The organism is Pseudoduganella danionis (assembly GCF_009720775.1).
Taxonomy (GTDB): Bacteria; Pseudomonadota; Gammaproteobacteria; order Burkholderiales; family Burkholderiaceae_D; genus Rugamonas; species Rugamonas danionis.
Genome location: NZ_WNKW01000003.1, coordinates 199,138 through 224,785, shown reverse-complemented (window position 1 = coordinate 224,785; position 25,648 = coordinate 199,138). Strand labels below are relative to the sequence as shown.

The 25,648-nt window shown below is 61.6% G+C and carries 19 protein-coding genes and 1 riboswitch; of the genes, 10 read left to right on the top strand and 9 right to left on the bottom strand.

All coding sequences use genetic code 11. The annotated features are described in order from the left end of the window. Positions 1-5: 5 nt before the first annotated feature. From GM655_RS12600 to GM655_RS12585, 4 genes are all read right to left on the bottom strand, one after another. Entirely contained in the window at positions 6-521 is a 516-nt protein-coding gene (locus tag GM655_RS12600; RefSeq protein ID WP_229632548.1) for a YfiR family protein, read from the bottom strand. Further along, on the bottom strand, positions 518-2,491 hold the full coding sequence (locus GM655_RS12595) for a TonB-dependent receptor plug domain-containing protein (protein WP_155435032.1): 1,974 nt from the start codon (positions 2,489-2,491) through the stop codon (positions 518-520). The genes GM655_RS12600 and GM655_RS12595 overlap by 4 nt, the downstream gene beginning before the upstream one ends. Next, entirely contained in the window at positions 2,478-3,776 is a 1,299-nt protein-coding gene (locus tag GM655_RS12590) for a sensor domain-containing diguanylate cyclase (protein ID WP_155435031.1), read from the bottom strand. The genes GM655_RS12595 and GM655_RS12590 overlap by 14 nt, the downstream gene beginning before the upstream one ends. Positions 3,777-3,925: 149 nt before the next feature. Then, positions 3,926-5,566, bottom strand: coding sequence for a methyl-accepting chemotaxis protein (locus GM655_RS12585; RefSeq protein WP_155435030.1), 1,641 nt, complete (start codon positions 5,564-5,566; stop codon positions 3,926-3,928). A gap of 362 nt (positions 5,567-5,928) precedes the next feature. On the opposite strand from GM655_RS12585, the gene GM655_RS12580 reads away from it, so the two are divergent. Genes GM655_RS12580 through GM655_RS12565 form a run of 4 tightly spaced genes read left to right on the top strand, consistent with a single transcriptional unit; the run spans position 5,929 to position 10,466 of the window. Further along, the gene (locus GM655_RS12580) at positions 5,929-6,282 is read left to right on the top strand and encodes an ArsC family reductase (RefSeq protein ID WP_155435029.1); all 354 of its coding nucleotides are present in this window, start codon (positions 5,929-5,931) and stop codon (positions 6,280-6,282) included. A 9-nt stretch (positions 6,283-6,291) separates the two neighbouring features. After that, the gene (gene dapE, locus GM655_RS12575) at positions 6,292-7,425 is read left to right on the top strand and encodes a succinyl-diaminopimelate desuccinylase (RefSeq protein ID WP_155435028.1); all 1,134 of its coding nucleotides are present in this window, start codon (positions 6,292-6,294) and stop codon (positions 7,423-7,425) included. Between the two features lie 51 nt (positions 7,426-7,476). Next, entirely contained in the window at positions 7,477-8,364 is an 888-nt protein-coding gene (prmB, locus tag GM655_RS12570) for a 50S ribosomal protein L3 N(5)-glutamine methyltransferase (protein ID WP_155435027.1), read from the top strand. Between the two features lie 59 nt (positions 8,365-8,423). Beyond that, on the top strand, positions 8,424-10,466 hold the full coding sequence (locus GM655_RS12565; RefSeq protein WP_155435026.1) for an ATP-binding cassette domain-containing protein: 2,043 nt from the start codon (positions 8,424-8,426) through the stop codon (positions 10,464-10,466). A 37-nt stretch (positions 10,467-10,503) separates the two neighbouring features. Here GM655_RS12565 and GM655_RS12560 read toward each other — a convergent pair whose 3' ends face one another. Further along, complete coding sequence (locus GM655_RS12560) at positions 10,504-10,986, bottom strand: chemotaxis protein CheW (RefSeq protein WP_229632547.1); 483 nt, start codon at positions 10,984-10,986, stop codon at positions 10,504-10,506. A 125-nt stretch (positions 10,987-11,111) separates the two neighbouring features. On the opposite strand from GM655_RS12560, the gene GM655_RS12555 reads away from it, so the two are divergent. Further along, a complete protein-coding gene (locus GM655_RS12555) occupies positions 11,112-12,206 on the top strand; it encodes a CaiB/BaiF CoA transferase family protein (protein ID WP_229632546.1) in 1,095 nt (364 codons plus the stop codon). 15 nt (positions 12,207-12,221) lie between these two features. On the opposite strand, the gene GM655_RS12550 is transcribed toward GM655_RS12555, so the two are convergent. From GM655_RS12550 to GM655_RS12540, 3 genes are all read right to left on the bottom strand, one after another. Next, the gene (locus GM655_RS12550) at positions 12,222-14,096 is read right to left on the bottom strand and encodes a flagellar assembly protein A (protein ID WP_371866800.1); all 1,875 of its coding nucleotides are present in this window, start codon (positions 14,094-14,096) and stop codon (positions 12,222-12,224) included. A gap of 72 nt (positions 14,097-14,168) precedes the next feature. Continuing rightward, complete coding sequence (locus tag GM655_RS12545; RefSeq protein ID WP_229632545.1) at positions 14,169-16,010, bottom strand: flagellar assembly protein A; 1,842 nt, start codon at positions 16,008-16,010, stop codon at positions 14,169-14,171. A gap of 240 nt (positions 16,011-16,250) precedes the next feature. Further along, positions 16,251-16,598 carry a hypothetical protein gene (locus tag GM655_RS12540; protein WP_371866798.1) on the bottom strand — a complete coding sequence of 116 codons (348 nt, stop codon included), beginning with the start codon at positions 16,596-16,598 and terminating at the stop codon, positions 16,251-16,253. A 223-nt stretch (positions 16,599-16,821) separates the two neighbouring features. Here GM655_RS12540 and ompR point away from each other — a divergent pair, with 223 nt between their 5' ends. From ompR to GM655_RS12525, 3 genes are read left to right on the top strand one after another with little or no spacing between them, the layout of a single operon-like run. Further along, complete coding sequence (gene ompR / locus GM655_RS12535; RefSeq protein WP_155435023.1) at positions 16,822-17,589, top strand: osmolarity response regulator transcription factor OmpR; 768 nt, start codon at positions 16,822-16,824, stop codon at positions 17,587-17,589. Between the two features lie 17 nt (positions 17,590-17,606). Then, positions 17,607-18,959 (top strand): ATP-binding protein, encoded by a 1,353-nt coding sequence (locus tag GM655_RS12530; RefSeq protein ID WP_371866821.1) that lies wholly within the window; start codon positions 17,607-17,609, stop codon positions 18,957-18,959. Beyond that, the gene (locus GM655_RS12525) at positions 18,956-19,690 is read left to right on the top strand and encodes a hypothetical protein (protein ID WP_229632544.1); all 735 of its coding nucleotides are present in this window, start codon (positions 18,956-18,958) and stop codon (positions 19,688-19,690) included. Before GM655_RS12530 ends, GM655_RS12525 begins: the two co-directional genes overlap by 4 nt. On the opposite strand, the gene GM655_RS12520 is transcribed toward GM655_RS12525, so the two are convergent. Continuing rightward, positions 19,677-20,183 (bottom strand): Imm26 family immunity protein, encoded by a 507-nt coding sequence (locus GM655_RS12520; RefSeq protein ID WP_155435021.1) that lies wholly within the window; start codon positions 20,181-20,183, stop codon positions 19,677-19,679. The two genes, GM655_RS12525 and GM655_RS12520, sit on opposite strands and share 14 nt — an antisense overlap. Before the next feature lie 249 nt (positions 20,184-20,432). Here GM655_RS12520 and GM655_RS12515 point away from each other — a divergent pair, with 249 nt between their 5' ends. Together GM655_RS12515 and GM655_RS12510 are read left to right on the top strand one after the other, a co-directional pair. Continuing rightward, a complete protein-coding gene (locus tag GM655_RS12515) occupies positions 20,433-20,999 on the top strand; it encodes a carbohydrate binding domain-containing protein (protein ID WP_155435344.1) in 567 nt (188 codons plus the stop codon). Between the two features lie 17 nt (positions 21,000-21,016). Further along, a complete protein-coding gene (locus GM655_RS12510; protein WP_155435020.1) occupies positions 21,017-25,459 on the top strand; it encodes a cadherin-like domain-containing protein in 4,443 nt (1,480 codons plus the stop codon). A gap of 64 nt (positions 25,460-25,523) precedes the next feature. After that, a riboswitch (TPP riboswitch) is annotated at positions 25,524-25,622 on the top strand. The last annotated feature ends 26 nt before the right edge of the window (positions 25,623-25,648 follow it).

The window sequence follows — 25,648 nt, the reverse complement described above, 5'->3', positions numbered from 1 at the left end:
GCTGCCTATTTGACTTCGCGCGCCAGTTTCAGCATCTGGTAGCTGATGGCCAGACCGCGCCGGCGCGACTCGGTCTGGTTGATGCGGAAGGCCAGCCCGTTGGGTTCCATCACCAGCCCGATGACGGCGCCGTTACGGAAAGACTCAGGATTCTCCCCCACCACCAGCACGGGTTCGTCGCCAAGTGCCTCGAGCCAGCGGCGCAGGTCACCACGCACGCCATTGCCCAGCACCAGTAGCTGGCACTGGCCGGCCCGCGGCGGCTCATTGAGCGCCACGATGCGGCTGCCGCCGGCCAGATTCTGGGTCAGCGCCCGCAAGGCTTCCTGCAATTCGGCGTCACCCGCCACGCAATAGGTAAATTCGCGGGCCGGTGGCGGTGGCCACTGGGTCAGCTGGGCAAAGCGGTAGATAAACGCCGCCTTGAGCTGCAGCAGATCGGCCGCCGGCGCCGCGCCCGCCGCCAGCATCAGGGCCAGCGCCATCGAATAGCGGATCAGGCCGGACCGTAACATCTTCATAAACCGAAACTGCGGCTAATGGTCAGGCGCACGCTGCGTCCTTCCTGCAGCAGCGGGATGCCTATGCCCAGCGGCCGAGCAAAATGGCGCACATCGGTCAGATTGTGGGCCGACAGCGCCACCTCGAACTCCGCCGGCCGCCACAGCAGCGTCGTATTCAGTAGCGCGTAGCCGGGCAGTTGCAGGCCGCGGCTGCTGGTGCGGCTCTCGCTTTGCAGCTGCCAGGACCAGCGCAGCCGCTCGCCCGCCAGCGGCTGGCTGTATGACGTTTTCACCATCACATGCGGCGAATTATCCAGCGCTGCGCCCGCCGCATCGGTAGTACGCTGCAGCGACACGCCCAGTTGCAGCTGCTGGCCGCCAGCCCAGCGCCGCTCCAGCCCCAGTTCGGCGCCGACGGTGCGTATCGCGCCGCTGTTTTCGAACACATCGAGTTCGTGATTGATGCTGATCAGGTCGCGCATACGCGAGCCATACAGCGAAGCGCGGTACTGCAACTGTGGCGTCAGGCGCTGCTCCCATGCCAGTTCCAGCGTGCGGATGCGCTCCGGCGTCGGTATCGGCGCCTCCATCGGCGCATTCACGTGGTATTCGTACAGATTGGCGGCACGGAAAGCGCTACCGTACATCAGCTTGAGCGTGGCATCGGGCCGGCCATTCCAGCTCCAGGCCAGACGCGGATTGGTACTGGCGCCGCCGGCCCGCGCTTCGTCATAGCGCAGCCCCAGTGTCAACTGCTGGCTCTCGCTCAAGCTCCAGGCATCCTGCAGGAACATGCCATGGCGCCGGTTGACGCCATAAAAATAGTCGAACAGCGTGCCATCGCTGAGGCCATAGGTGATGGTCTGCTTGCGGTCATACTGGTATTCGAAGCCCGCCATCAGGTTATGGTCGCGCCAGCGCTGGGTGCTCAGGCGCAAATCGGCATTCCACCAGTTGCCCAGGGCACGGCTGTTGTATTCATTCCAGCGCTGCTCGGGATCGATGAAGGGATACAGCGAACGGTAATCTGTGTGCTTGGCCGAGATGGCAGCGTACAGCTGCCAGTCCTGCCCTAACTGATGCTGATATTCCAGCACCGCAAAATGATTGTTCGAGATGCGCCTGTCCTGCATCACGGCCACGGGCGAATCCGGTCCGCGGTATTCCGGTATCGCGTGCTCGCGCTGGCTGATACCGCTGCGCAGCGTCCAGTCGCCGACCTTGAGCATGCCCAGCGCACGCTGGCCGCGCTCCCAGCTAAACTGATTGTAGGCCTGTTGCAGGTCTGGCCGCACCATGTACTGCATGCCGATGGCATCCTGCTGGTAAGCGCTCAAGGCCAGCCAGCTTTCCCAGCCCTGCTCGGCGCGGTGGCCCACACTGGCGCGCGCTTCATGGCGGCGCTGGCTATCGGTATTGACCCGCAACTGCAGGCCGTGCAGCTTGTCGACGCCCTTGGTGATGATATTGACCACGCCGAAGAAGGCATTATTGCCGTATAGGGCGGAGCCGGGGCCGGGGGCATATTCGACCCGGTCTATCAGGTCCACATCAACGAAGAATTCCGGCCCCAGCAGGCCGGCATCATAGATATTTTCGTTGACGCGCATGCCGTCGATCAGGAACAGCAGGCGCGCATTGAAGTCGCCCGGGCGGCCCAGCCCGCGCGCGCCTATGTAGGAGAACTCGCCGTCATCGGCCACATACAGGCCGGGCATGGCACGCAGGATGTCGGCCATATTGCGCAAGCCCTGGCGGGCGATCTCCACATCCGTCACCACATAGGTTACCGACGGCGCCTGTGCAGCGCTGCGGGCGAAGCGCGAGGAAGTCGATTCTTCGATATCGCGCGTCACTTCGCTGGGCGCCTGCCGCAGCAGCTCCTCCAGCGTGGGTGGATCCTGCGCGGTCTGCTGCGCCTGTGCCGGCAGCAGTGCCAACGCCGGCAGCAAGCCGGCTACCACAGCACCTAGCTTAGGCCATGCCATGCTGTGGTCTCCGGTAGGTATTCTTGCCGGCCCGCTTGGCTGCATACATGGCATGGTCGGAAGCGTTCAGCAGCGCGGTTGCCTCGCTCGCATCGATTGGCGCAAAGGCCAGCCCCACGGTGGCGCCGATAGGCATGACAGCCCCGTTGATGGTCATGGTGACGCGCACCGCATCGATCAGACGCTGGGCCAGTTGTTCGGCCACGGCTTCATCGGGCAGTTCCGGCAGGATCAGGGCAAACTCGTCGCCCCCGAGGCGGCACAGCACATCGCGCGAACGCACGGCCGCTGACATGCGGCGCGACACTTCGCACAGCACTTCGTCGCCGACCTCGTGGCCATACTGGTCGTTGACCTTCTTGAAGTTATCGAGATCGATGAACATCAGCGCCATCAGCTCGCCATGGTCGATACACAAGGTCAGGTGGCGCTGCAGCTCGCCCTGAAAGTACAGGCGGTTGGGCAGGCCCGTCAAGGCATCCTTGTGCGCCAGCCGCTGGAATTTCTGGCCCGCCTCGTGTTCCTGCTCCAGTTGGTGGCGCAGGTCGGCCTGCCAGATTTCTATACGCTTGAGCATTTCGTTAAAGCGTTCGCTCAAGCGCCCCACTTCATCACGCCGGTAGATGGTGGCACGCTTGCTGTAGTCGCGCTGCTGGGCGATATGCTCGGCCAGATGCGACAGCTCCACCAGCGGACGCAAGGCACTGCGCTGTACCAGCACCAGCCCGCGCCAGGCCACCAATATCATGATCACCATCAGCGCTATCGCCACTGTACTTAACAGCAGCACCGACAGATGCAGGCTGGCCAGGCTTTCGCGCAGTACCAGCACCCCTACCAGTTCATCCTTGAGGCGCACGGGCGCCCATACTTCCAGCGCACTCCAGCCTACCGAACTCTGGATGCCGGTGCGTGCCAGCCCGGCCGGTGCCTGCGCGTGCAGGGGCGCAGCCTGATGGTCGGCCTGCCAGTGGGCGAACACCGTGCCATCGGGCAGTTGCACCTGTACCTGCAGCAGATCGCTACGGCGCGAGAACGCCTCCAGTTCAACCTGGGCAGCAATCCGGTCGGCAAATACCAGCATGGGGGAAACGCTATTGGCCAGCAGGCGCGCACTGAGTTCGGCGCTATGCAACTGGCGCTCGCGCGCCACATACCACGTCGCCGTAGCCAGCAGCAGAAAGGTCAGCAGCATGGTCATGCTGAGCAGACGCAGATTCAAACGGGTCAGACGCTTGACCAGCGAATCGGCAGGTGGCAGCACGGCAGCATTAACTAGGTTCATGGGCGCTTGCAACGGACTAGGTGCGCAGCAGTGGCGCAGCCGGGGAAATCGTTTTTTCCGTGAGGAATCTTCTTTCCGGAATTGTAAGCGCAATACGGGGAAAAGTCGCGGTTAAGCGGCGTCAGCGTGGCGGCGCCGCCACCCCGCTATCAGGAAGCCAGTTGCAACGTGCGGCGCGCCGCCTGACGCTGCAAAACCTGCGGCTGGCGCTCAACCGCCTGGCTACGCTGGGACGAGATATTCACCAGCTTGAACTGGTTGACCAACTGGCCCAGATGCAGCGCATGGTCGCGCATATCGGCAGCCACGGCAGCAGCTTGCTCCGTCACGGCCGCATTCTGCTGAGTGATTTCATCGAGGTGCATCACGGCTTCGTTGACCTGCTCGATGCCGCCGTGCTGGTCACTGCTGGCCAGGCTGATGTCGGCCACGTGAGTATGCACTTCCGCCACCGAGCTGACGATGGTCTGCATGATACGGCCCGCATCGGCCACCGACTGGCTGCCGCTGGCCACGGCCTGCGACGAGGCTTCGATCACGCCCTTGATTTCCTTGGCCGCAGCGGCCGAACGCTGAGCCAGCGTACGCACTTCGGAAGCCACCACGGCAAAGCCGCGCCCCTGCTCGCCGGCGCGGGCCGCTTCGACTGCAGCATTCAGCGCCAATATATTGGTCTGGAAGGCGATGCCGTCGATCACGCTGATGATTTCCGTGATGCGGCGCGAACCGGCCGTAATCTCTTCCATATTGGCCACTACCTTGCGCACCACTTCGCCGCCTTTGGCTGCCACATCAGCCGCCGTGTCGACCAGCACATTGGCCTTGTTGGCGTGTTCGGCGTTATCGCGCACGGCCTGGGTCAGTTCTTCCATCGAAGCGGCCGTCTGCTCGAGCGAACTGGCCTGGGCTTCCGTGCGGGCCGATAATTCCTGATTGCCTTCGGCCATTTCCACCGCGCCGCGGCTGACGACATCGCTCGATTCCTTGATCTGGCCGATCAGCAGTTTGACGTTAATCTGCAGAATGCGCAGAGCCTGCAACGCATCTTTGGCTTCCTTGCAGCCACGCGCATCGATATGGCGCGTCAGATCGCCATCGCTCATCTGTTCAATATCGTGGCGGATCTGGCTCAGCGGCTCGACCGCGCTGTTATACGCCACCCCCCACAGCAGACCGATCATCAGTACCGACAGCAAGGCGCTGCAACTGGCCCACATCATCATGCCCTGGGCAATGAACAGTGCCGTGGCCAGTGCCACGCAGATCGCCACACTGCCTACAGCGGCCAGTCGGCTGCTCAGGCTGCTGATACGGCGCAGGCTGAATTTGCTCTTGTGGCGGGCTGGCACGACTTGGCCGTGGCGCACATGGATATGGGTAGCGCCTTCGCGCAGCAGTTTGTAGGCCGCTTCCGCTGCCTTGACTTTTTCACGGCTAGGTTTGATCCGGATCGAGGTATAGCCTATGACGCGGCCATGTTCCACCACGGGGGCGGCATTCGCCTCTACCCAGTAGTGATCGCCATTCTTGCTGCGATTTTTAACCACGCCGTTCCAGGCTTTGCCGCCCTGCAGGCAGTGCCACATATCGGCAAAGGCGGCCGCCGGCATATCGGGGTGGCGCAGGATGTTCTGCGGTGCGCCCATCAGCTCCTGCTCGGTGTAGCCGCTGATTCTGACGAAGTCCTGATTGACGTAGGTGATATTCCCTTTCAAATCAGTCTTGGAGACGATGGTTTCTTCGTCTTTAAGCACGTATTCGACGTTGGTAACTGGTCCGTTATTGCGCATGGCATTCCCCGAAAATCAAAACGCGGCACGTCTCGTGAACATCCCGCAATATTTGTAAAGTGCAAATATTCTGGCGCGTTGAATCGGGCAGACCTAGCCAAGGAAACAGCACAAGCGGGTATAGGGCTTGCATTTATGGCAGGCAACTAATTGTTGCTGGATGGAACTTTAACACCACAAATTTGATGAAGCAACTCTAAATTTAATAAATTTGATTAATTAGAGAAAACTTGATCATGGGGCTTCTCAAAGCAGCAGAAGTCATGTAGGAAATGCCCAACAACTGCCGCATGCTGGCCGCGCGTGCTATCCTAGCGCCGCCTCACCCCTTATCCAACCTATCTTAAAGCTTTTGTTCGCCCATGCACATCACCCTCTACGGCATTCCGAACTGCGACACTGTCAAGAAAGCCCGCACCTGGCTTGCAGAACGCCACCCTGAAACCGTGTTTCACGACTTTAAAAAACAGGGTTTGAACGCCGAAACCGTTGCTACCTGGATACAGCAAGTCCCGCGTGACGTGTTAATTAATAAGAAAGGTTTGACCTGGCGCAACTTATCCGACCAGCGCAAGGCGGCCATCGTCGATGATGCCAGCGCCATCGCACTGATGCTCGAGCAGCCATCCGTGATCAAACGCCCTGTGCTGGACAAGGATGGCCAGATCTGCGTGGGCTACTCTGCCGACCAGTACCAACAAATCTTTTCCGCCTGAACCATGACCATGACTCCTTCCCGCACCCTGGCCCTGACTGAAAAACTGATTGCGCTGTCCTCTGTGACGCCCGACGATCAGGGTTGCCAGAAACATCTGATCAGCCTGCTCGAGCCGCTAGGCTTCGTCTGCGAAACCATAGAATCCAACGGTGTGACCAATCTGTGGGCACGCAAGGGCACGACGGCGCCGCTGCTGGTGTTTGCCGGCCATACCGACGTGGTACCTACGGGCCCGGTCGAACAATGGCGCTCCGAACCGTTCAACCCTACCCACCGCGATGGCAAGCTGTATGGCCGTGGTGCGGCCGACATGAAAACCTCCATCGCCGGCATGGTGGTGGCCTGCGAAGAATTCATCGCCGCCCATCCCGAGCACCGCGGTTCGATCGGCTTCCTGATCACCAGCGATGAAGAAGGTCCAGCCACGGACGGCACGGTAATCGTGTGTAATATGCTCAAGGAACGGGGCGAAGTGCTGGATTACTGCATCGTCGGCGAACCCACCTCGGACGAGACGCTGGGCGACATGATCAAGAATGGCCGTCGTGGTTCGCTCTCGGGCAAACTCACCATCAAAGGTGTGCAGGGCCACATCGCCTACCCGCAACTGGCGCGCAATCCCATCCATCTGGCGGCACCGGCACTGGCCGAACTGGTGGCCGAGCGCTGGGACGAGGGCAATGAATACTACCTGCCTACCTCGTGGCAGATGTCCAACATCAATGCCGGCACGGGCGCCAACAATGTGATTCCGGGCGAGATGGTGATCGACTTTAACTTCCGCTTCTCCACTGCCAGCACGCACGAAGAGTTGAAACGCCGCGTCCACGCCATCCTCGACAAGCACGGCCTGCACTACGACCTGAAATGGGCCTTGAGCGGCCTGCCTTTCCTGACGCCGCGCGGCACGCTGAGCGATGCACTGTCGGCTGCCATCCGCAGCGAAACGGGCGTCGAGACGGAACTGTCGACCACGGGCGGCACCTCCGATGGCCGCTTTATCGCGCAGATCTGCCCTCAGGTGATAGAATTCGGGCCTCCCAATGCCAGTATCCACAAGATCGACGAACATATCGAACTGCGTTTCGTCGATCCGCTGAAGAATATCTACCGCCGCACGCTGGAAAACCTGCTGGCCTGATCTGCCGCTGCGCGGCGTGCGCGACCTGTTGACCGTTATAACTAGAGAGCCATGAATACCACTCCATTCACCACGCCGCGCGACCTGCTGCGCTATGCCGTCTCCCGCTTCAATGCTGCCGGCCTGTTTTTCGGCCATGGCAGCACGGAGGCTTTCGATGAAGCGGCCTACCTGATCCTGCATACGCTCAAGCTGCCGCTGGACCGGCTCGAGCCCTTCCTCGACGCCAAGCTGCTGGCCGAAGAAATCGCCGCCGTGCTGGCCGTGATCGACCGCCGTACCAACGAGCGCGTGCCGGCCGCCTACATCACCAACGAAGCATGGCTGGGCAGCTACCGCTTCTATGTGGACGAGCGCACCATCGTGCCGCGCTCCTTCATCGCCGAGCTGATTCCGCAATACTTCGCCCCATGGGTGACGGAACCGGAAAACGTGCGCAACGTGCTGGAACTGTGCACGGGTTCCGGCTGCCTGGCCATCATGCTGGCCGACGCCTTCCCTGATGCCGAAGTGGATGCCGTGGATATTTCGGCCGATGCGCTGGAAGTGGCCAAGAAAAACGTCGCCACCTATGAACTGCAGGACCGCCTGACGCTGATCCAGTCCGACCTGTACACCAATGTGCCGGCCAAAAAATATGACCTGATCATCACCAATCCGCCGTATGTGAATTCGGCCTCGATGAGCAAGCTGCCGATGGAATACCGCGCCGAGCCGGAACTGGCGCTCGATGGCGGCAAGGACGGCATGGATCTGGTGCGCAAGATCGTCGCCGGTGCAGCCGAACGCCTGACCGACGACGGCCTGTTGATCGTCGAAATCGGCAACGAGCGCGATTTCGCCGAAGCCGCCTTCGGTGAACTGGGCCTGACCTGGCTCACCACCAGCAATGGCGACGACATGGTGTTCCTGCTCACCGCCGACCAGCTCAAGCTGTAACCCGTCGCGCCGCCACACGCTACCCGCTGCCACCCTAGCCCCGATAAGAAGAACCACCGATGATCCGTTTTATCCAAGTAAGCCTGATGCGCGGCGTGAAGCCGCTGCTGGAACAGGTCGATGTCACTCTCAACCCCGGCGACAAGATCGGCCTGATCGGCGCTAACGGCGCCGGCAAATCCAGCCTGTTCGCCATGATGCGCGGCGAGCTGCATCCGGATCAGGGCGAGATCGACTTCCCGGCCAAATGGCGCGTCGCTTACGTGGCACAGGAAACCCCGCCACTGGAACGCGCGGCACTCGATTACGCCATCGATGGCGACGTCAATCTGCGCAAGCTGGAAGCGGAACTGGCGCGACTGGAAGCAGAACCCGAGTCGAGCGAAAACGGCATCGCCATGGGCGAAATCTATAGCGCGCTGGCCGACGCCGACGCTTACACAGTGCAATCGCGCGGCGAACAGCTGCTGCTGGGTCTGGGCTTCACGCTGGACCAGATGAAGCAGCCTGTCTCGAGCTTCTCGGGTGGCTGGCGTATGCGTCTGAATCTGGCGCAGGCGCTGATGTGTCCTTCCGACCTGCTGCTGCTCGATGAACCGACCAACCACCTGGATCTGGACGCCATCATCTGGCTGGAAGACTGGCTGAAACGCTATACGGGCACGCTCTTGATCATCTCGCACGATCGCGACTTCCTCGACGAAATCGTCAACGTCATCGTGCATATCGACGAGCGCAAACTGAAGCGCTACTCGGGCAACTACTCCTCGTTCGAACGCCAGCGTGCCGCCCAGATGATACTGGCCGCCGGTGCCATGGAAAAGCAGCAGCGCAAACGCGCCCACCTCGAATCCTTCATCAACCGCTTCAAGGCCAAGGCTTCCAAAGCCCGCCAAGCCCAGAGCCGTATGAAGGCGCTGGCCAAGATGGAAGAACTGGCGCCGCTGCGCGCCGCTGCCGAATTCTCGTTCGAATTCCGCGAGCCGCTCAACGCACCGAACCCACTGCTGGTGATGGAAGACGTGGATGCCGGCTACCGCAGCGAAAACGAGAAGACGGGCGAGATCACCAGCAAGACCATCGTCAACCACATCAACTTCTCGCTGCAGATCGGCCAGCGCATCGGCCTGCTCGGTGTGAACGGTGCCGGTAAATCGACGCTGATCAAGACCATCGCCGGCGAACTGGCACCGCTGACCGGTACGGCCACCGTGGGCAAAGGCCTCAACATCGGCTACTTCGCCCAGCATCAGGTGGAAATGCTGCGCCATGACGAATCGCCGCTGTGGCATCTGGCCAAGATCGCACCGACCGTGCGCGAACAGGAACTGCGCAACTTCCTCGGCGGTTTCAACTTCCCCGGCACCATGGTGACCAGCCCGATCGCACCGTTCTCGGGCGGCGAGAAAGCCCGTCTGGCGCTGGCCCTGATCGTGTGGCAACGCCCTAACCTGCTGCTGCTCGATGAACCGACCAACCACCTGGATCTGGAAACCCGCGAAGCGCTGACAGAAGCGCTGGCCCAATTCGAAGGCACGCTGGTGGTAGTCTCGCACGATAGACACCTGCTGCGCGCCACCACCGACCAGTTCATCATCGTTGCCGACGGCAAGCTGCAACCGTTCGACGGCGACCTCGATGACTACAAGGACTGGATGATGCAGACCAAGCTGGGTAAAGGCACGGATGTGCTGCCCGCTGCGGGCAAAGCCAACCAGACTGATTATCCGGTGACGTCGCCCGTCGCTGCTGCGCCCGCGCCTGCGCCGGCAGCCGCAGTGGCAGCCAGCGCTGCTGCCGCGCCAGCCACCACCTTCCAGACCAAGGAACAGAAGCGGCAAGCGGCAGAAGACCGTCAGCGCCTGTCGGCCCAGCGCAAACCGCTGGAGCAGAAACTGAAGAAAGTCGACGAGCAGATGGCCAAGCGCAGCACGCAGAAAAGCCAGATCGAAGCGCAACTCGCCGAGCCGGACATCTACGACGCGGCCAACAAGCCACGCCTGATCAAGCTGCTGGCCGAACAGACCGACGTCACGCGCGAACTGGGCGAGCTGGAATCCGAATGGCTGTCGCTGCACGAGCAACTGGAAGCGCTGGCCTAAAGTAGCCGCCACTGCGGCCGGCAGTGCCGGCCGGTGCTCACGCTGCCTGCCGCACGCCGACCGGCGCTTTGCGCACCGACATCAGCTTCTCGATATCGACCACGATCAGGCGGCGGCCATCCACCTCGCCACGTCCCAGCAGGTAGTCGACACTGGCCGCCCCCGCGATGGGCTGCACCTGCTCCAGCGACAGCGTCACCACATCGGTAATGCCATCCACCACGATGCCCACCACGGCATCCGACAGCTGCAGGATGATCACGTCCGTGCGCGGATCATGCTGCGGCGGACGGGGACCGAACGCCACGCGCATATCCACGATGGGCATGATGACGCCGTGCGACACCGCCACACCGGCCACAATTTCGCCGGCCGAAGCAAAGCGCTCCAGTGCCTGCAAGGGGCGCAGCTCCCTGACCTTGGCAAAATCGAGCGCGTAATCAAGCCCGCCTAAGCGGAATACCAGATACTGGCCAGCGCCGGCGGCAGCGCCCTGAGTGTGCATAGTCAAACCAGACATGATCATCCTTTCGTCCACGAAGCGGGATAACAAGCATGTCTCATCCTAGCCTCGGCAAGCCCGGAAAGCGTTGAGCAGCGTCAACTTTTGCCAGTCCCCGCCCTGCCCGCTGCTACAATCCTTGCATGAAACCTGACCAGCCACTCATGCCGCCCGACCAGCCACTACGGGGCATACGCGTGCTCGATCTGACCCGTTTGCTGCCCGGTCCCGTCGCCACCATGCATCTGGCCGACATGGGTGCAGAAGTCATCAAGATCGAAGACCCCGGCGCCGGCGACTATGCACGCAGCATGGGTCCGGTACGCAATCAGGTGTCGCAGTTCTTCGTGGCCGTCAACCGCGGCAAGCAGCTGCTGCGGCTGGACCTGAAAGATGCAGCCCAGCGTGCACAATTGCTGGCCATGGTGGAACAGGCGGACGTGCTGGTGGAGAGCTTCCGGCCCGGCGTCATGGACAAGCTGGGGCTGGGCTGGCGCGTGCTGAAACAGCGCAATCCGCGCCTCGTCATGTGCGCCATTTCCGGCTACGGCCAGCAAGGCCCGTTGGCGCAACAGGCCGGCCACGATATCAACTACATCGGCTATGCCGGCATGCTGGCGCAGAACTGCGCCAGCGATGGCGTGCCGGTGCTGCCCAATCTGCAGATCGGCGATCTGCTGGGCGGAGCGCAGGCTGCGCTGCAGGGCATACTGGCGGCACTGGTGGCCGTCAAGATGGGCGGTGCCGGAAGGCTGGTGGATATTTCGATGACGGCCACGGTGATGGCGCATAACATCATGCCGCTGGTGGCCGTGAACAATGGCGCGCCAGCCGGCGCCGGCGCCGATCTGCTGACCGGCGGTGTGCCCTGCTACAGCGTGTACCGCACGGCCGACGGACGCTACATGGCAGTGGGCGCACTGGAACTGAAATTCTGGCAGACCTGCTGCGACGTGCTGCAGCGGCCCGACCTCAAGCAGCGCCACTGGCAGCTAGGCCAGCAGGTAGGCGGTGCCGATGCCATGGCCGTCAAGGCCGAACTGATTGAGCTGTTCGCCCGCCGCACGCTGGCCGAGTGGAGCGCCAGCTTTGCTGCCGCCGATTGCTGTGTCACGCCCGTGCTGAGCACCGAGGAAGCCTTGCAGCACCCGCTATTCGCCACGCTGGTCAGCCAGCGCGAGCATCCGAGCGAAGGCCTGTACTGGAGCGTAGGCCAGCCCGTGCAATTCCACGGCTAGCGGGCACAGTGCCGCTCAGGCGTCCGGTTCCAGCGGCGGGGTCCAGTCCAGCGGGCCATGGCTGCCGGAGAACACCACCTGCATGCCGGGCACGGTGGTACGCACCTTGGCCTTCAAGTCTTTGGCGGGCCTGTCGTAGGGCGGATTACCATCGGGTGCGAAGCTCATGGTCCGCAGCAGCACATCACCCGTCAACTGCTCCACCTTGCAGTGCGAACCGCGCATGATGGTCAGCTTCTGCCGCTCGATCAGATTGACTTCTTCCTGCGCCTGTTCGTGCTGTACTTCGGCCGCCTTCAGCAGCAGCGACAGCTTGGAGATGGCACGCAGCGAAGGCCCCACATTGGCCGCCATCTTGTGGAATAACTGTTCCTGATCGGGCGTCAGCACTACTTCGCGCTTGCGCACGCGCGTGGCCAGCGACAGGTAGGTGCGCACTTCCGCCTGCCCGGACAGTGCTTCGATTTCATTGCGCCGTATGCGCGCCTCATGCGCCGTCTGCTGCACGCGCGGCTGCAGTTCCATGATCTTCTTGTTGAACTTGGACAGATCGGGTACCAGTGTGTACAGCAGCATTTCGTGCTGGCGGCGCGGGCCTGCGCTCTGGATCTCGATCTTGCGCGCGCCGATGGCGCAGCCTTCGGCCACCTTGATGTGTACTTCCTCGGCCAGAATTTCGCAGTTGCTGGCTTCGTCGATGTACACCTTGGAGCCGGAAATGATGCAGCTTTCAGCCCGCGTCAGATGCACTTCACCCTTGCGGGTCTGCAGCACGGCGCCGGATGCGACGCCGCGTACCAGAATATCGCCTTCCAGATTGATGGTGGTGCCGCCCATCAGATTGCGGCTCAGCGTAATGGTGCCGCCGCGCGAACTGATATTGCCGAACACGTCGCCATGGATGGTGATATTGCCGCCATCGACCACGCGCTGTTCCTGCACGTCGCCGAATTCCTCGTACTCGCCCGTCAGTTGCAGATTGCCCGTGGTGCGTGCGCTCACGCCCTCGCGGCTGATGATCTTGGGCCCGATCGACAGGCGCTTGGTGGATGCGTCGATGCTGAGGAAGCCTTCCACGGCCGATACCAGAAACTCGCCATCGCGGCTGTTCTCGATCACCGTGCCTTCGCCCGCTATATCGCTCAGTTCCAGATCGCGCGGCACCGGCGGCTCCAGCACAATGCCGGACAATTCATAACCGCGCGCGCCCATCACGCGCGGCACCTTGCGCAGCAGGCGGACATTGGCCTTGACCTGCGGGAAGCGGTTCTGGAAAGCCTGCAGATCGAGCTTGCCATCTTTTTTCTCGCGCGGCGCATCGCTGCGGTGGATATCCTGCGACACTTCCTCGATCGTCGCGTCACGTCCCGGCGCCGCGGCCAGCCGGCGTGCCACCACGATGCGGGCTACGCGGCCGTAGGAAATCACATCGCGTATGGCTGGCGCATCGATGCCGAAGCGTACGCCCTTGACCCACATATCGGAAACGAACTCGTCGAAATTCAGCCGCGCCGGCTGGGCCGGCATATCGGGGATCTCGAAAAATACGGGCTCGAAGAAGTATTCGGCTTCACCGTTGATCAGCTTGACGGCCTTGTACAGCGTGCGGCGGGTGGGATGAAACGGTTCTATGCTGGCCGCAAAGCGGATCATGGGCTGGCTGGCCAGATTGGCCGGCAAATCCGGTCCGCAGTTGTACAGCAGCTTGATCAGAATCGCATAATCAAGGCCGGCGAAGTAGGAGCTGCTGAGGAAAACCTGACTTACCGCAGAAAGGCAGGAACGTGGCGAGGCCTCCCGCGCAAAGAAGATACCGTCGGGACGCTTGATGATTGCTGCAGGCAGATCACCCTCTACCGCCTGTCCTGGCGCCTGAGCCTCATCCGACACAATGTTCCTCACAAAACGGGGCAATTCCCGAAACTAGATTAGCATGAACGCTAGAAATTTGGCAGTGCATCGCTAGCTGGCTATCGTAGGGGCGCGCGGGTCCAGATGCCAGTCCAGCGCGCCGGCGCTGTCGCAGAACAGCATGCGGCCCGCGCCGCCATTGCGCAGGCGCAGCTTGAGGTCCTTGGCCGGCTGCTGGATCAGCGCCGTGCTGGTGCTCTGGAATGGCATGGTACGCACCATGGTTTCGCCGCACACCATGCGCACGCAGCAACGTGCATGGCCGGTGGCAGCGAGCTTTTGCTCGATCACGCGCTGCAGCTTTTCCTGCGTCATCTTGAGCTGGACATGGCCGGGACGCAGCTCATCGCGCAGCGTGGAGATGGCTTGCAATTCGGTTGCCACTGCACCGGCTATCTTGCGCAGCAAATGGCCCTGCTCGGGCGATAGCTGCAGTTCCTGATTGCGCAGCTTCTGCGCCAGCGCCAGATAACGGCGCACATCGGGAATCGCGGCGATCGCATCGATTTTCTGCTGGACTTCGGCATTCGCCTGTTGCAGCGCCGTTTCGCGCTGGCCCAGCTCGCTGATCTCCTGATCGAACTGGCTGACATCGCGCACCAGCACATGCACCAGCATTTCCGTGCGGCGGCGCGGACCGGCACTGTCGATCTCCACATCGCTACCCGCAACGGCGCAGCCTTCGGCCAGCTCGATGCGCACATGGTCGGCAATGATTTCGCAGTTGGACGCATCGGTAATCGTTACGCTGGTGCCGGAAATCACGCAGTTCTCGGCGCGGCCTATGACGATCTGGCCGCTATCCGTATGGATCACCGAACCGGAGGCCACCCCGCTGATGGTGATGTTGCCAGCCGCATTGTGTACTGCGCCGCTGACCAGATTCTGCCCCAGCACCACGGTGCCACCGCGCGAAGTGATATTGCCGTAGACGTTGCCGTGCACGGTGATATCGCTACCAGTGACCTCACGCTGTTCCTGGATATCACCGAATTCCTCATAGGCGCCGGCCAGCTCCAGATTGCCCGTGGTCTTGCCGCTGACGCCGTCGAGGCTGATGATCTTGTCCGTGATGGAGATACGCTTGGACTTGGCATCCACATTCAGGAAGCCCTTGCGGGTCGACACCACATATTCGCCGTCTTCGAACATGCGCGCTTCCGTGCCCTCGCCGGCGAAGAAGCTCAGCGTCAGGTCCTGCGGCGCATCAGGCGCTGTGCGGCGTCCGCCCGTGTCGTAGCCGGGCTGGCCCGGAACGGCCGGTATCTTCTTGAGCAGTTTGACGTTGGCTTCGATCTGCGGGAAACGGTTCTGGAAGCTGCCCAGATCGACCCGGCCATCCGCGCGCTCCTTGGGCGCGTCGCTACGGTGCAGATCGGACGAGACTTCTTCCACGCGCGCATTCTGGCCCGGTTGCGGGTCCAGATCGATGGCCACGGTGATGCGGTCCGACTTGGTGGAAGCAATCGCAGCCGCCACGGCCGCCACTTCGATACCGAACAATATGCCCTTGTTCCACATCTCGGTGACGAATTCGTCCACATTCAGGCGGGTGGGACGCTCGGGTATGATGGTGCCGTCGGACAGCTCCTGGGCCTCCAGATACAGCGTCTCGAAATAGTATTCGGCATAGCCGCGCCCCAGTTTGGGCGGCTTGTACAGGGCGACCCGCTCGGGCGGAATTTCGCCGAGGTCGGTGGCGATGCGCACCAGGTCCTTGCTCGGCATTTCCGGTCCCACGCCGTACAGGGCCTTGATCAGCACCTTGTAATCGAGACCGGAAAAATAGCGGTGCGAGTGGAACACTTCGTTGATCGCGGCCACCAGCGTCAGTTGCGACATCGACATGTCGATGTAGATGCCCTCACTCTGGCGCACCAGACCGACAGGCAAGCCGACGCCCGGAGCGTGAACTTCCTCCTCTGATGTCACTAGAGCAACGTCTTGAACCACCATCTCCCTCCGAACGGCATGCACGCGTTCAGACATTGCGTGCAATTAATTAATCTTACACGCTGCCTAAAAGGAAGGTTGAGTAATTCACATTATGGGAAGCATAATTGTGAACTAATTGCTACATATCAATAATACATTGATAAGTATGCAGCAAGAATGGGGGCGAACGGGGATGAATTAGCGCCGCGGTGGGTTGGCGTAAATGTCCTGCCCCGCCTCATTGATCTGGCGGCGCAGGTCGCGCCTTTCATCGGGCGTCAAACGACCGGCCCGGCGATTCATTTCAGCATTACGGCCCGCTTCCTGCATGGCACGGCGCTGTTCTTCGGCGCGTGCCTCGTAGCTGCGCGGATCGATCTGGCGCATATCACCGCCCCGGCCATCCTGCCCGCGACCGGCCGACATATCGCGCCCGGGACCGCCACGGCCTTCGTCACGGTGCTGGCCTTCGCCCATCTCGGCCGCCTGGGCCAGACCGGCGCACACCATGCCACATGCCAGCAAAGCGCTGACGGAGGATCGCACGCAAAAATATGCGCTGGCTGCCGCGTTCATTTTTTTGTGAGTGATGCCCATCTTGGCGTTCCTAATGACTGAATCTATGTCCCGAGTGTATGCTGGATTACCGGACGCCGTAAGAGCAATTGGGTAAAGTTTGTAACACTTTGTAATGCCTTTAATCAGGCATTTTCGTGGAACGATTATGACGTTACCATAGCAACATGAATATGACAAATCTGGCAGGGACATGACTAGTTTATCGACTGAATCCAGCAACAGCGCCGCCAACCTGAACGGCCATCAGGCCAAGATCATGGTGGTGGACGACGACGTGCGCCTGCGCGATCTGCTGCGCCGCTATCTGACCGAACAGGGTTTCAACGTCTTCACGGCAGAAAATGCCACCGCCATGAACAAGCTCTGGCTGCGCGAGCGCTATGACCTGCTGGTGCTGGACCTGATGCTGCCCGGCGAAGATGGCCTGTCAATCTGCCGCCGCCTGCGCGGTGCGGGCGACCAGACCCCCATCATCATGCTGACCGCCAAGGGTGAAGACGTGGATCGCATCGTCGGGCTGGAAATGGGCGCCGACGACTACCTGCCCAAACCGTTCAACCCGCGCGAACTGGTGGCCCGTATCGGCGCCGTGCTGCGCCGCCGTGGCCCGGACGAGATTCCGGGTGCACCATCGGAAACCCCGCAGTCGTTCGAGTTCGGCCAGTTCGTGCTCGATCTGGGCACGCGTACGCTGAAGAAAAATGGCGAGACAGTGCCGCTGACCACGGGCGAATTCTCCGTGCTCAAGGTATTTGCACGCCACGCGCGCCAGCCGCTGTCGCGCGAGAAGCTGATGGAACTGGCACGCGGACGCGAATACGAAGTGTTCGACCGCAGTCTGGACGTACAGATTTCGCGTCTGCGCAAGCTGATCGAACCTGATCCATCGAGCCCGCTGTACATCCAGACCGTCTGGGGACTCGGCTATGTCTTCATACCGGAGGGTCAGCCGCGCTAAGGCGCGCCCGCGTAATGATGTCCCGTTTCTCGCTCCGGCTGGCTAGCCTGAAAAGTGGCCTGTTCTGGCGCACCTTCTTCCTGCTGGGCGCCCTCACCACACTGAGCATGACGGCCTGGGTCGGCATGATCAGCGTGGTGCAGCACGAACCGCAAGTCCAGCAGATTTCCTCGCAGGTGATCTCGGTGGTCACCATCACCCAGGCCGCCCTGACCCACTCGGCGCCCGAATTGCGGCGCGAGCTGCTGTTCGATCTGGTGGCCAACGAAGGCATACGCGTGTTCACGCTCGAGGATGACGACAAGGTCGAGCCGCCGCCCGCCAATGCCCTGATGCCCGACATCGAAAAACTGGTGCGCGCCAAACTGGGGCCGGACACCCGCTTTTCGTCCAAGGTGAACGGCACGCCCGGTTTCTGGGTCAGCTTCAAGATCGATGACGACGCCTACTGGCTGATGCTGGAACGCGAGCGCATACGCGGCCTGACGGGCATACAGTGGCTGGGCTGGGCCAGCGTGGTATCGGTGGTGTCGCTGATCGGTGCGGCCTTCATCTCCAGCCTGATCAACCTGCCGCTGCGCCGCCTGACGCAGGCCACACGCGCATTTGCGCAAGGCCGGCGGCCGGCGCCGCTGCCGGAAAAAGGACCGGCCGAAATCATGGAAGCCAACCGCAGCTTCAACCAGATGGTGGTGCAACTGCAGCAGGTGGAATCGGACCGCGCCGTGATTCTGGCCGGCATATCGCACGACTTGCGCACGCCACTGGCGCGCATGCAGCTGGAAGTGGAAATGGCCGACCTGTCGAAAGAAGCGCGCGAAGGCATGCAGTCCGACATCGGCCAGATGGACGACATCATTGGCCAGTTCCTCGATTACGCCAAACCGACGGAAGCTTCCAGCTTCACCAACATCGACCTGTCGGCCCTGCTGGAAGAAACCGCGCATGAGGCAGAGCGTCTGCCTGATGTGCGTATCCACACCGAAATCACGGCAGACGCCCACGCCATGGGCAATGCCACCGATCTCAAACGCGTCATCAACAACCTGATCGAAAATGCTCGCCGCTACGGCAAGACGCCGGGCAGCGATGTCACCGAGATCGATATCCGCTGCAGCTTCAAGGGCAGCCATGCAGCGCGCCGCGTCGTGATCGAAGTGCAGGACCACGGTACGGGCGTGCCGGACGAGCAGATCGAGCAATTGCTGAAACCGTTCACGCGTCTCGACGCGGCACGCGGCCAGGCCAACGGTGCCGGCCTCGGTCTGGCCATCGTCGAACGGGTGATCCAGCGCCATGGCGCCGAACTGCAGGTGCGCAACCGCGAAGGCGGCGGCCTGCAGGTCCAGATCAGCATGAAGGCAGTATGACGCAGGCTATCCGTAACGAGTACGCAGGGCCGCGCCGCGTGCTGATGCTATGCCTGTCCGCAATGCTGCTGGCGGCCGCCAGCGCCGACGGCAAAGATGCCGCCAGTCCCTTGCAGCAGCGCGAACCGACCGAGGCAGAGCGCAGCAGTTTCGATGATTACTACCGCCAACTGGCACTGAGCGAGGCACGCGGCGCCCGCCCTGTCGCACCGCTGTTCGCGCCAGCGTTCGAGATTTCGCGCCGCCGTGGCCAGCCATGGCAGGTCATCGCCCGCGTCGACAGCGCACCGCGCCATTCCGCCGTGGACCTGTGCCGCCAGATCCGTTCCAGCTATATCTACGATGCCAGCGCCAAGGCGGACACGCGCTGGCAACCGGCAGCCCAGCCCCCGACCTGGCAGGTCTGGCTGGCCCGTCCCAACACCATCTGCACGGCAGTGGCGCACACGGTACTGATGGAACCCAGCGTGCCGCCCGACGATGTGGTGGCGCTACTGCGCCAGCACGCCGAGCTATTGCAGCGCGCCCGTTTGCTACTGGCCGGGAACTCGCAATGCATACGCCAGCGCGCCCTGCCCTTTACGCTGAGCGCGATCGAACCGGCCGCGGCTGCGGATGGCGCCGCCAAAATGTTTACCCTGGTGTTCGATAGCGACCGCGACACGCGCGTGCGCGTGGCCGTGCGCAAGCACCGCGGCGAATACGCGGCGTGGAATGTCAGCTGCCCCTAGCATCCGGCTCGGCAGCACCATGCTGCGGCACGCTGTCTGCCAGCAGCCGGGTCAGCAGCAATTCCACCGAACCATAGCCGAACAGTGAATCCGTTTCCAGCCCCGGCGTGTCATAGGGCACGGCCTCTTCCCGTTCAGTGCGGCTGGGATCCGCGTCAGCATACGTCACGCGCCACGCACGCTGCAGACCATGGGCGCGGCGCAGGAATTGCGGCATAGGCCAGTCTGCCGCCTGCCAGTGCTGGCTCTGCCCGAGTACCGGCCAGTGGCCGCTAGCGAGCGCCATATCGCCCACGCGCAGAATCCGCAGCGCTTGCTGCGGCGCGAAAAGGTCGAGCTGTTCAACCGTTAGTAGCTGCGGCAGGCGCGGCCCGAACAGATAGGCCAGCATGATCTTGCTGGCCGGCGCCAGCCGCGCCACCATGCCCCAGCAATAAGCACCATCGAGTAGTGGTACAGCAAACCAGCTGCCTTCACGATAGGATGGCTTCATCCCGCCCCTTTCTTTGCACCCGTTGCGGGGCCGTTGCCCCACCTGCATCGAGTGTAATCACAGCGGCCCATATAAGGCGCACGCCAGTTCACGCAGCGCAGAAATTCCCCCGGGGAATTACCCCAAGGAATTACGTGGCATTTCTTTAACATTTGGCCACTGACGTCAAAAATCTGCTGAAAAAGCGGGCAGATCGGCGCAGAATACCAGCGCTTGGTGTAATTTTTATAACTATATAGGGGTAGTAGCATGAAGACTTTCCTGCAATCTCTTTCGGGCGCTGCGCTCGCACTGGCCGTGGCCAGCGCACAGGCCGCCCCTTCCATCAGCAATGCCGGGTTCGAAACAGGCGACTTTAGCGGCTGGACACTCAGCGGCGACCCGGACCACAATCTGGTGGCCACCGATCTGCCCTACGATGGCAGCTACGGCGCCGTCTTCGGCCAGAGCGGCAGCGCCGCCACCCTGAGCCAGACGCTAGCCACCGATGCCGGCCACAACTACATCGTCAGCTTCTGGCTGGCCAATCTCGGGGGCAGCGTGAACAACAACAGCACCATCAATTCCGTTGAAGTGCTGAGCAATGACCACAGCATCTGGCTATTCCAGGACAAAGCCGCCAGCGACTACACCAAATACTCGGTGCAGTTCACGGCCGACAGCGCCAGTACCGTGCTGGCATTCAAGCTGCGTCATGACGAAACCTTCTGGCTGCTCGATAACGTCGCCGTGGTCCCGTCGATTCCCGAACCCGCCAGCTGGCTCATGCTGGGCGCAGGTCTGGGCCTGCTAGCCTTACAGCGCCGCCGTAGCTAACCGCACAGGAGTTCGCCATGTCCGTATCCGTCACCGTGGGCGGCACGCCGCTCGACCGCATCATCAGCCTGGGCAACGCCCCTGTCAGCCAGACCGGTGCTGGCGGCCAGTGGGTCAATGCCTGGTCCTACAGCGGCGTCACTGCCGTACACAAAGCCGATGCAGGCAATGCAGCCGAAGCCTGGAGCGCGCTCAAATATACCGACCTGCTGGCTTCCTCGCTGGCCGGCGGCGATATCTATCGCGGTGATCTGGGTGTCAGCGGCGTGTCCTTGGCTACCAGCAACATCAAGCAGGAAGTCGACGGCCATGAGGTGCTGCGCTTCAATCTGGCCGAGGCCGCCAAGGCCGTAACGCTCAATCTCGCATCCTTCTTTGCCAACGATGAAGGTACTGGTTACGCGGAAGCGCTGCGGCTGCGCCTGCTTGACGCGCAAGGCAATCTGGTGGACGAACGCTACATCACGGCAGACAGCCTGAGCGGCAACCAACTGGTGCAATTCAACAGCGAGCAGAATTTCCGCAGCATCGAACTGAGTGCGGGTGCCCAGCGTGCGGACGGCAGCTTTGCCTATGGTGCCTATAACAATGCCGATGGCAGTTTCGGTACCAGCAGTTTCACCAGCGGCAGCAAACATGGCAGCGATTTCCTGCTGCATGCCATCAGCTTCACGCTGGCCCGGCCCCATGCCGATGCCGATAGCTACACGCTGGACGAAGATGCGCCGCAGCAGAGCTATGCCAGCGTGCTGGCCAATGATCAGGATCCGAATGGCCAATCGCTCACGGCCGTGCTCGAGCAAGGGCCCAGCCATGGCACCTTGATCCTGAACGCGGACGGCAGCTTTGTCTACCAGCCCGATGCCGATTACAACGGCAACGACAGCTTCAGCTACCACGCCAGCAATGGCAAGGACAATTCCGACAGCACCAGCGTCAGCCTGACCATCAAACCCGTCAACGACGCGCCCGTGGCGCTCGCCGATACAGCCAGCACCAATGAAAACACTGTCGTCAGCGGCAATGTCCTCGATGGCAGCAATGGCGGCAAGGATAGCGACAAGGATGGCGATACACTGGTGGTGAGCAATCCCGGCACCTATACCACCACGCTGGGTGCCACGGTAACGCTCAGCAGCAATGGCGCGTTCAGCTACGATCCGCGCGCGGCGCTAGCCTTGCAGGCCCTGAACAGCGGCGAGCATCGCACCGACGGCTTTGATTACACGGTCAGTGACGGCCATGGTGGCAGCAGCACGGCCCATGTTGCGGTGGTGGTCAATGGCGTGACCGACACCCCGCCTACCGGCAACCTGAAGGGCATCATGCCCAACGTCGAGCCGGGCACGAAGCTCACGTATTTTATGCGCATCACCGACGGCGGCACCAGCAATACCTGGTTCAAGCTCGATGACTTCTCCTTCGGCGCCAGCGCCGAAACGAGCTGGGTCAAAGGCAGCGGCGCTTCCGTCGGCAAGCCGCTACCGGAGGCGTTCGAACTGACGCTGGGCAGTGGTGTAGCGCAGTCGGCGTTTACCATGGGCCTGCTGCAGGGCACGCAGCTCGATAGAGTCGAGATCGAAGCCTATGCAGGCGATCCCGCGCGCGGAGCGGTGGTTCAGGAATTCAATTTCAGCAGCGTCTTTGCCACGGCTGTAAAGACCAGCGCCGGCGCCGATGGCAGCACCAGTAATCACCTCAGCTTTGTCTACAAGGCGGTCGATGAAGCACTCACACCGCTGACCCGCGATGGCATACCGAACAAGACACCCTTCCACTTTGCCTGGAATGTCGCCACGATGGACGACGTCCTACCGTCAGGCGGCAGCGTTGATGGCGGCGCCGATGCAGATCTGCACAAACTCGATCCGCAAATCGCCAGCAGCACACCGCTAGACTACTATCTGCATGTCGATGGTATCGACGGCTGGGTACCTTTGACCGGATTCAGCTTCGGCTTCACGGCCGAGACGTCCTACCTCAAAGGCAGCGGCGCTGCCGTCGGCAAAGCCCAGCCGGACAGCGTCCAGCTCGATCTGGGGCAAAGCGCCGCGCTGATCAAACTGATCAACGATCTGCGCAGCGGCACCAATACCAATGTGCAGATCGAGGCCTACGCCCGCAACGGAACTGGCGAACAAGCTGCGCTGGTCGACGAGTACATCTTCAAGGGGGCGTACACCAGCGCCATCGAAAACAGCGAGGCGGCAAACAACAGCGTTGATCTGGTCTACAAATCGTACACCCACGCCCACCGCGGCATCGATCAAACCGGCAAGTTGACGACACCCATGTCGACAGGCTTTGACTTCGCCGAACGCAGAGTCGTGGACGCCCCCAACATGGCAGCGGAAGCACTGACCAAGCCAGCACCTCCCAACGTCGAGCCCGGCACCGAACTCACGTATTTTATGCGCATCACCGACGGCGGCACCAGCAATACCTGGTTCAAGCTCGATGACTTCTCCTTCGGCGCCAGCGCCGAAACGAGCTGGGTCAAAGGCAGCGGCGCTTCCGTCGGCAAGCCGCTACCGGAGGCGTTCGAACTGACGCTGGGCAGTGGTGTAGCGCAGTCGGCGTTTACCATGGGCCTGCTGCAGGGCACGCAGCTCGATAGAGTCGAGATCGAAGCCTATGCAGGCGATCCCGCGCGCGCAGCGGTGGTTCAGGAATTCAATTTCAGCAGCGTCTTTGCCACGGCGGTAAAGACCAGCGCCGGCGCCGATGGCGGCACCAGTAATCACCTCAGCTTTGTCTACAAGGCGGTCGATGAAGCACTCACACCGCTGACCCGCGATGGCATACCGAACAAGACACCCTTCCACTTTGCCTGGAATGTCGCCACGATGGACGACGTCCTACCGTCAGGCGGCAGCGTCGATGGCGGCGCCGATGCAGATCTGCACAAACTCGATCCGCAAATCGCCAGCAGCACACCGCTAGACTACTATCTGCATGTCGATGGTATCGACGGCTGGGTACCTTTGAGCGGATTCAGCTTCGGCTTCACGGCCGAGACGTCCTACCTCAAAGGCAGCGGCGCTGCCGTCGGCAAAGCCGAGCCGGACAGCGTCCAGCTCGATCTGGGGCAAAGCGCCGCGCTGATCAAACTGATCAACGATCTGCGCAGCGGCACCAATGCCAATGTGCAGATCGAGGCCTACGCCCGCAACGGAACTGGCGAACAAGCTGCGCTGGTCGACGAGTACATCTTCAAGGGGGCGTACACCAGCGCCATCGAAAACAGCGATGCGGCAAACAACAGCGTTGATCTGGTCTACAAATCGTACACCCACGCCCACCGCGGCATCGATCAATCCGGCAAGTTGACGACACCCATGTCGACAGGCTTTGACTTCGCCGAACGCAGAGTCGTGGACGCCCCCAACATGGCAGCGGAAGCACTGACCAAGCCAGCACCTCCCAACGTCGAGCCCGGCACCGAACTCACGTATTTTATGCGCATCACCGACGGCGGCACCAGCAATACCTGGTTCAAGCTCGATGACTTCTCCTTCGGCGCCAGCGCCGAAACGAGCTGGGTCAAAGGCAGCGGCGCTTCCGTCGGCAAGCCGCTACCGGAGGCGTTCGAACTGACGCTGGGCAGTGGTGTAGCGCAGTCGGCGTTTACCATGGGCCTGCTGCGGGGCACGCAGCTCGATAGAGTCGAGATCGAAGCCTATGCAGGCGATCCCGCGCGCGGAGCGGTGGTTCAGGAATTCAATTTCAGCAGCGTCTTTGCCACGGCTGTAAAGACCAGCGCCGGCGCCGATGGCAGCACCAGTAATCACCTCAGCTTTGTCTACAAGGCGGTCGATGAAGCTCTCACACCGCTGACCCGCGATGGCATACCGAACAAGACACCCTTCCACTTTGTCTGGAATGTCGCCGAAATGAACGACGTCCTGCCGTCAGGCGGCAGCGTCGATGGCGGCGCCGATGCAGATCTGCACAAACTCGATCCGCAAATCGCCAGCAGTACACCGCTATACTATTACATGCATGTCGATGGTATCGACGGCTGGGTACCTTTGAGCGGATTCAGCTTCGGCTTCACGGCCGAGACGTCCTACCTCAAAGGCAGCGGCGCTGCCGTCGGCAAAGCCCAGCCGGACAGCGTCCAGCTCGATCTGGGGCAAAGCGCCGCGCTGATCAAACTGATCAACGATCTGCGCAGCGGCACCGGTACCAATGTGCAGATCGAGGCCTATACCCTGGTCCCGTCTCGCGAAAAGCCTGTGCTGGTTGACGAGTATTTCTTCAATGCGGCCTTTACCAGCGCCATCGAAAACAGCGAGGCAGCAAATAATAGTGTCGATCTGGTCTACAAGTCGTTCACCCATGCCCACCGTGGTATCGACAGCCATGACGCGCTAACCCCGTTCAGCTTGCTAGGCTTTGACATATCCGCCATGAGAACGGTAGGGGTTCCCGATCCCGTGCCCGACGTGTTCGGATAAGCGCAGGCCCGGGCGTCCACACAACAGCCAGTATGTGGGCGCCCGGCCTTCTGTGTTACACTCTCGCTTTCGCTAGGGGTCCTGGGCCATTGTGTCCGGGTGAGAGATACCCTTCGTACCTGATCTGGATAATGCCAGCGAAGGAAAGCGCAAAGTAGTTCTCCCCTCCTTTGATGACTCTCCCGCACG

Coding starts and splice junctions, on each gene's coding strand:
- GM655_RS12525 (WP_229632544.1), top strand. CDS start 18,956: ATGACGCAGGCTATCCGTAACGAGTACGCAGGGCCGCGCCGCGTGCTG.
- GM655_RS12580 (WP_155435029.1), top strand. CDS start 5,929: ATGCACATCACCCTCTACGGCATTCCGAACTGCGACACTGTCAAGAAA.
- GM655_RS12585 (WP_155435030.1), bottom strand. CDS start 5,566: ATGCGCAATAACGGACCAGTTACCAACGTCGAATACGTGCTTAAAGAC.
- ompR (WP_155435023.1), top strand. CDS start 16,822: ATGACTAGTTTATCGACTGAATCCAGCAACAGCGCCGCCAACCTGAAC.
- GM655_RS12515 (WP_155435344.1), top strand. CDS start 20,433: ATGAAGACTTTCCTGCAATCTCTTTCGGGCGCTGCGCTCGCACTGGCC.
- GM655_RS12590 (WP_155435031.1), bottom strand. CDS start 3,776: ATGAACCTAGTTAATGCTGCCGTGCTGCCACCTGCCGATTCGCTGGTC.
- prmB (WP_155435027.1), top strand. CDS start 7,477: ATGAATACCACTCCATTCACCACGCCGCGCGACCTGCTGCGCTATGCC.
- dapE (WP_155435028.1), top strand. CDS start 6,292: ATGACTCCTTCCCGCACCCTGGCCCTGACTGAAAAACTGATTGCGCTG.
- GM655_RS12520 (WP_155435021.1), bottom strand. CDS start 20,183: ATGAAGCCATCCTATCGTGAAGGCAGCTGGTTTGCTGTACCACTACTC.
- GM655_RS12530 (WP_371866821.1), top strand. CDS start 17,607: ATGTCCCGTTTCTCGCTCCGGCTGGCTAGCCTGAAAAGTGGCCTGTTC.
- GM655_RS12510 (WP_155435020.1), top strand. CDS start 21,017: ATGTCCGTATCCGTCACCGTGGGCGGCACGCCGCTCGACCGCATCATC.
- GM655_RS12595 (WP_155435032.1), bottom strand. CDS start 2,491: ATGGCATGGCCTAAGCTAGGTGCTGTGGTAGCCGGCTTGCTGCCGGCG.
- GM655_RS12560 (WP_229632547.1), bottom strand. CDS start 10,986: ATGTCTGGTTTGACTATGCACACTCAGGGCGCTGCCGCCGGCGCTGGC.
- GM655_RS12565 (WP_155435026.1), top strand. CDS start 8,424: ATGATCCGTTTTATCCAAGTAAGCCTGATGCGCGGCGTGAAGCCGCTG.
- GM655_RS12555 (WP_229632546.1), top strand. CDS start 11,112: ATGAAACCTGACCAGCCACTCATGCCGCCCGACCAGCCACTACGGGGC.
- GM655_RS12600 (WP_229632548.1), bottom strand. CDS start 521: ATGAAGATGTTACGGTCCGGCCTGATCCGCTATTCGATGGCGCTGGCC.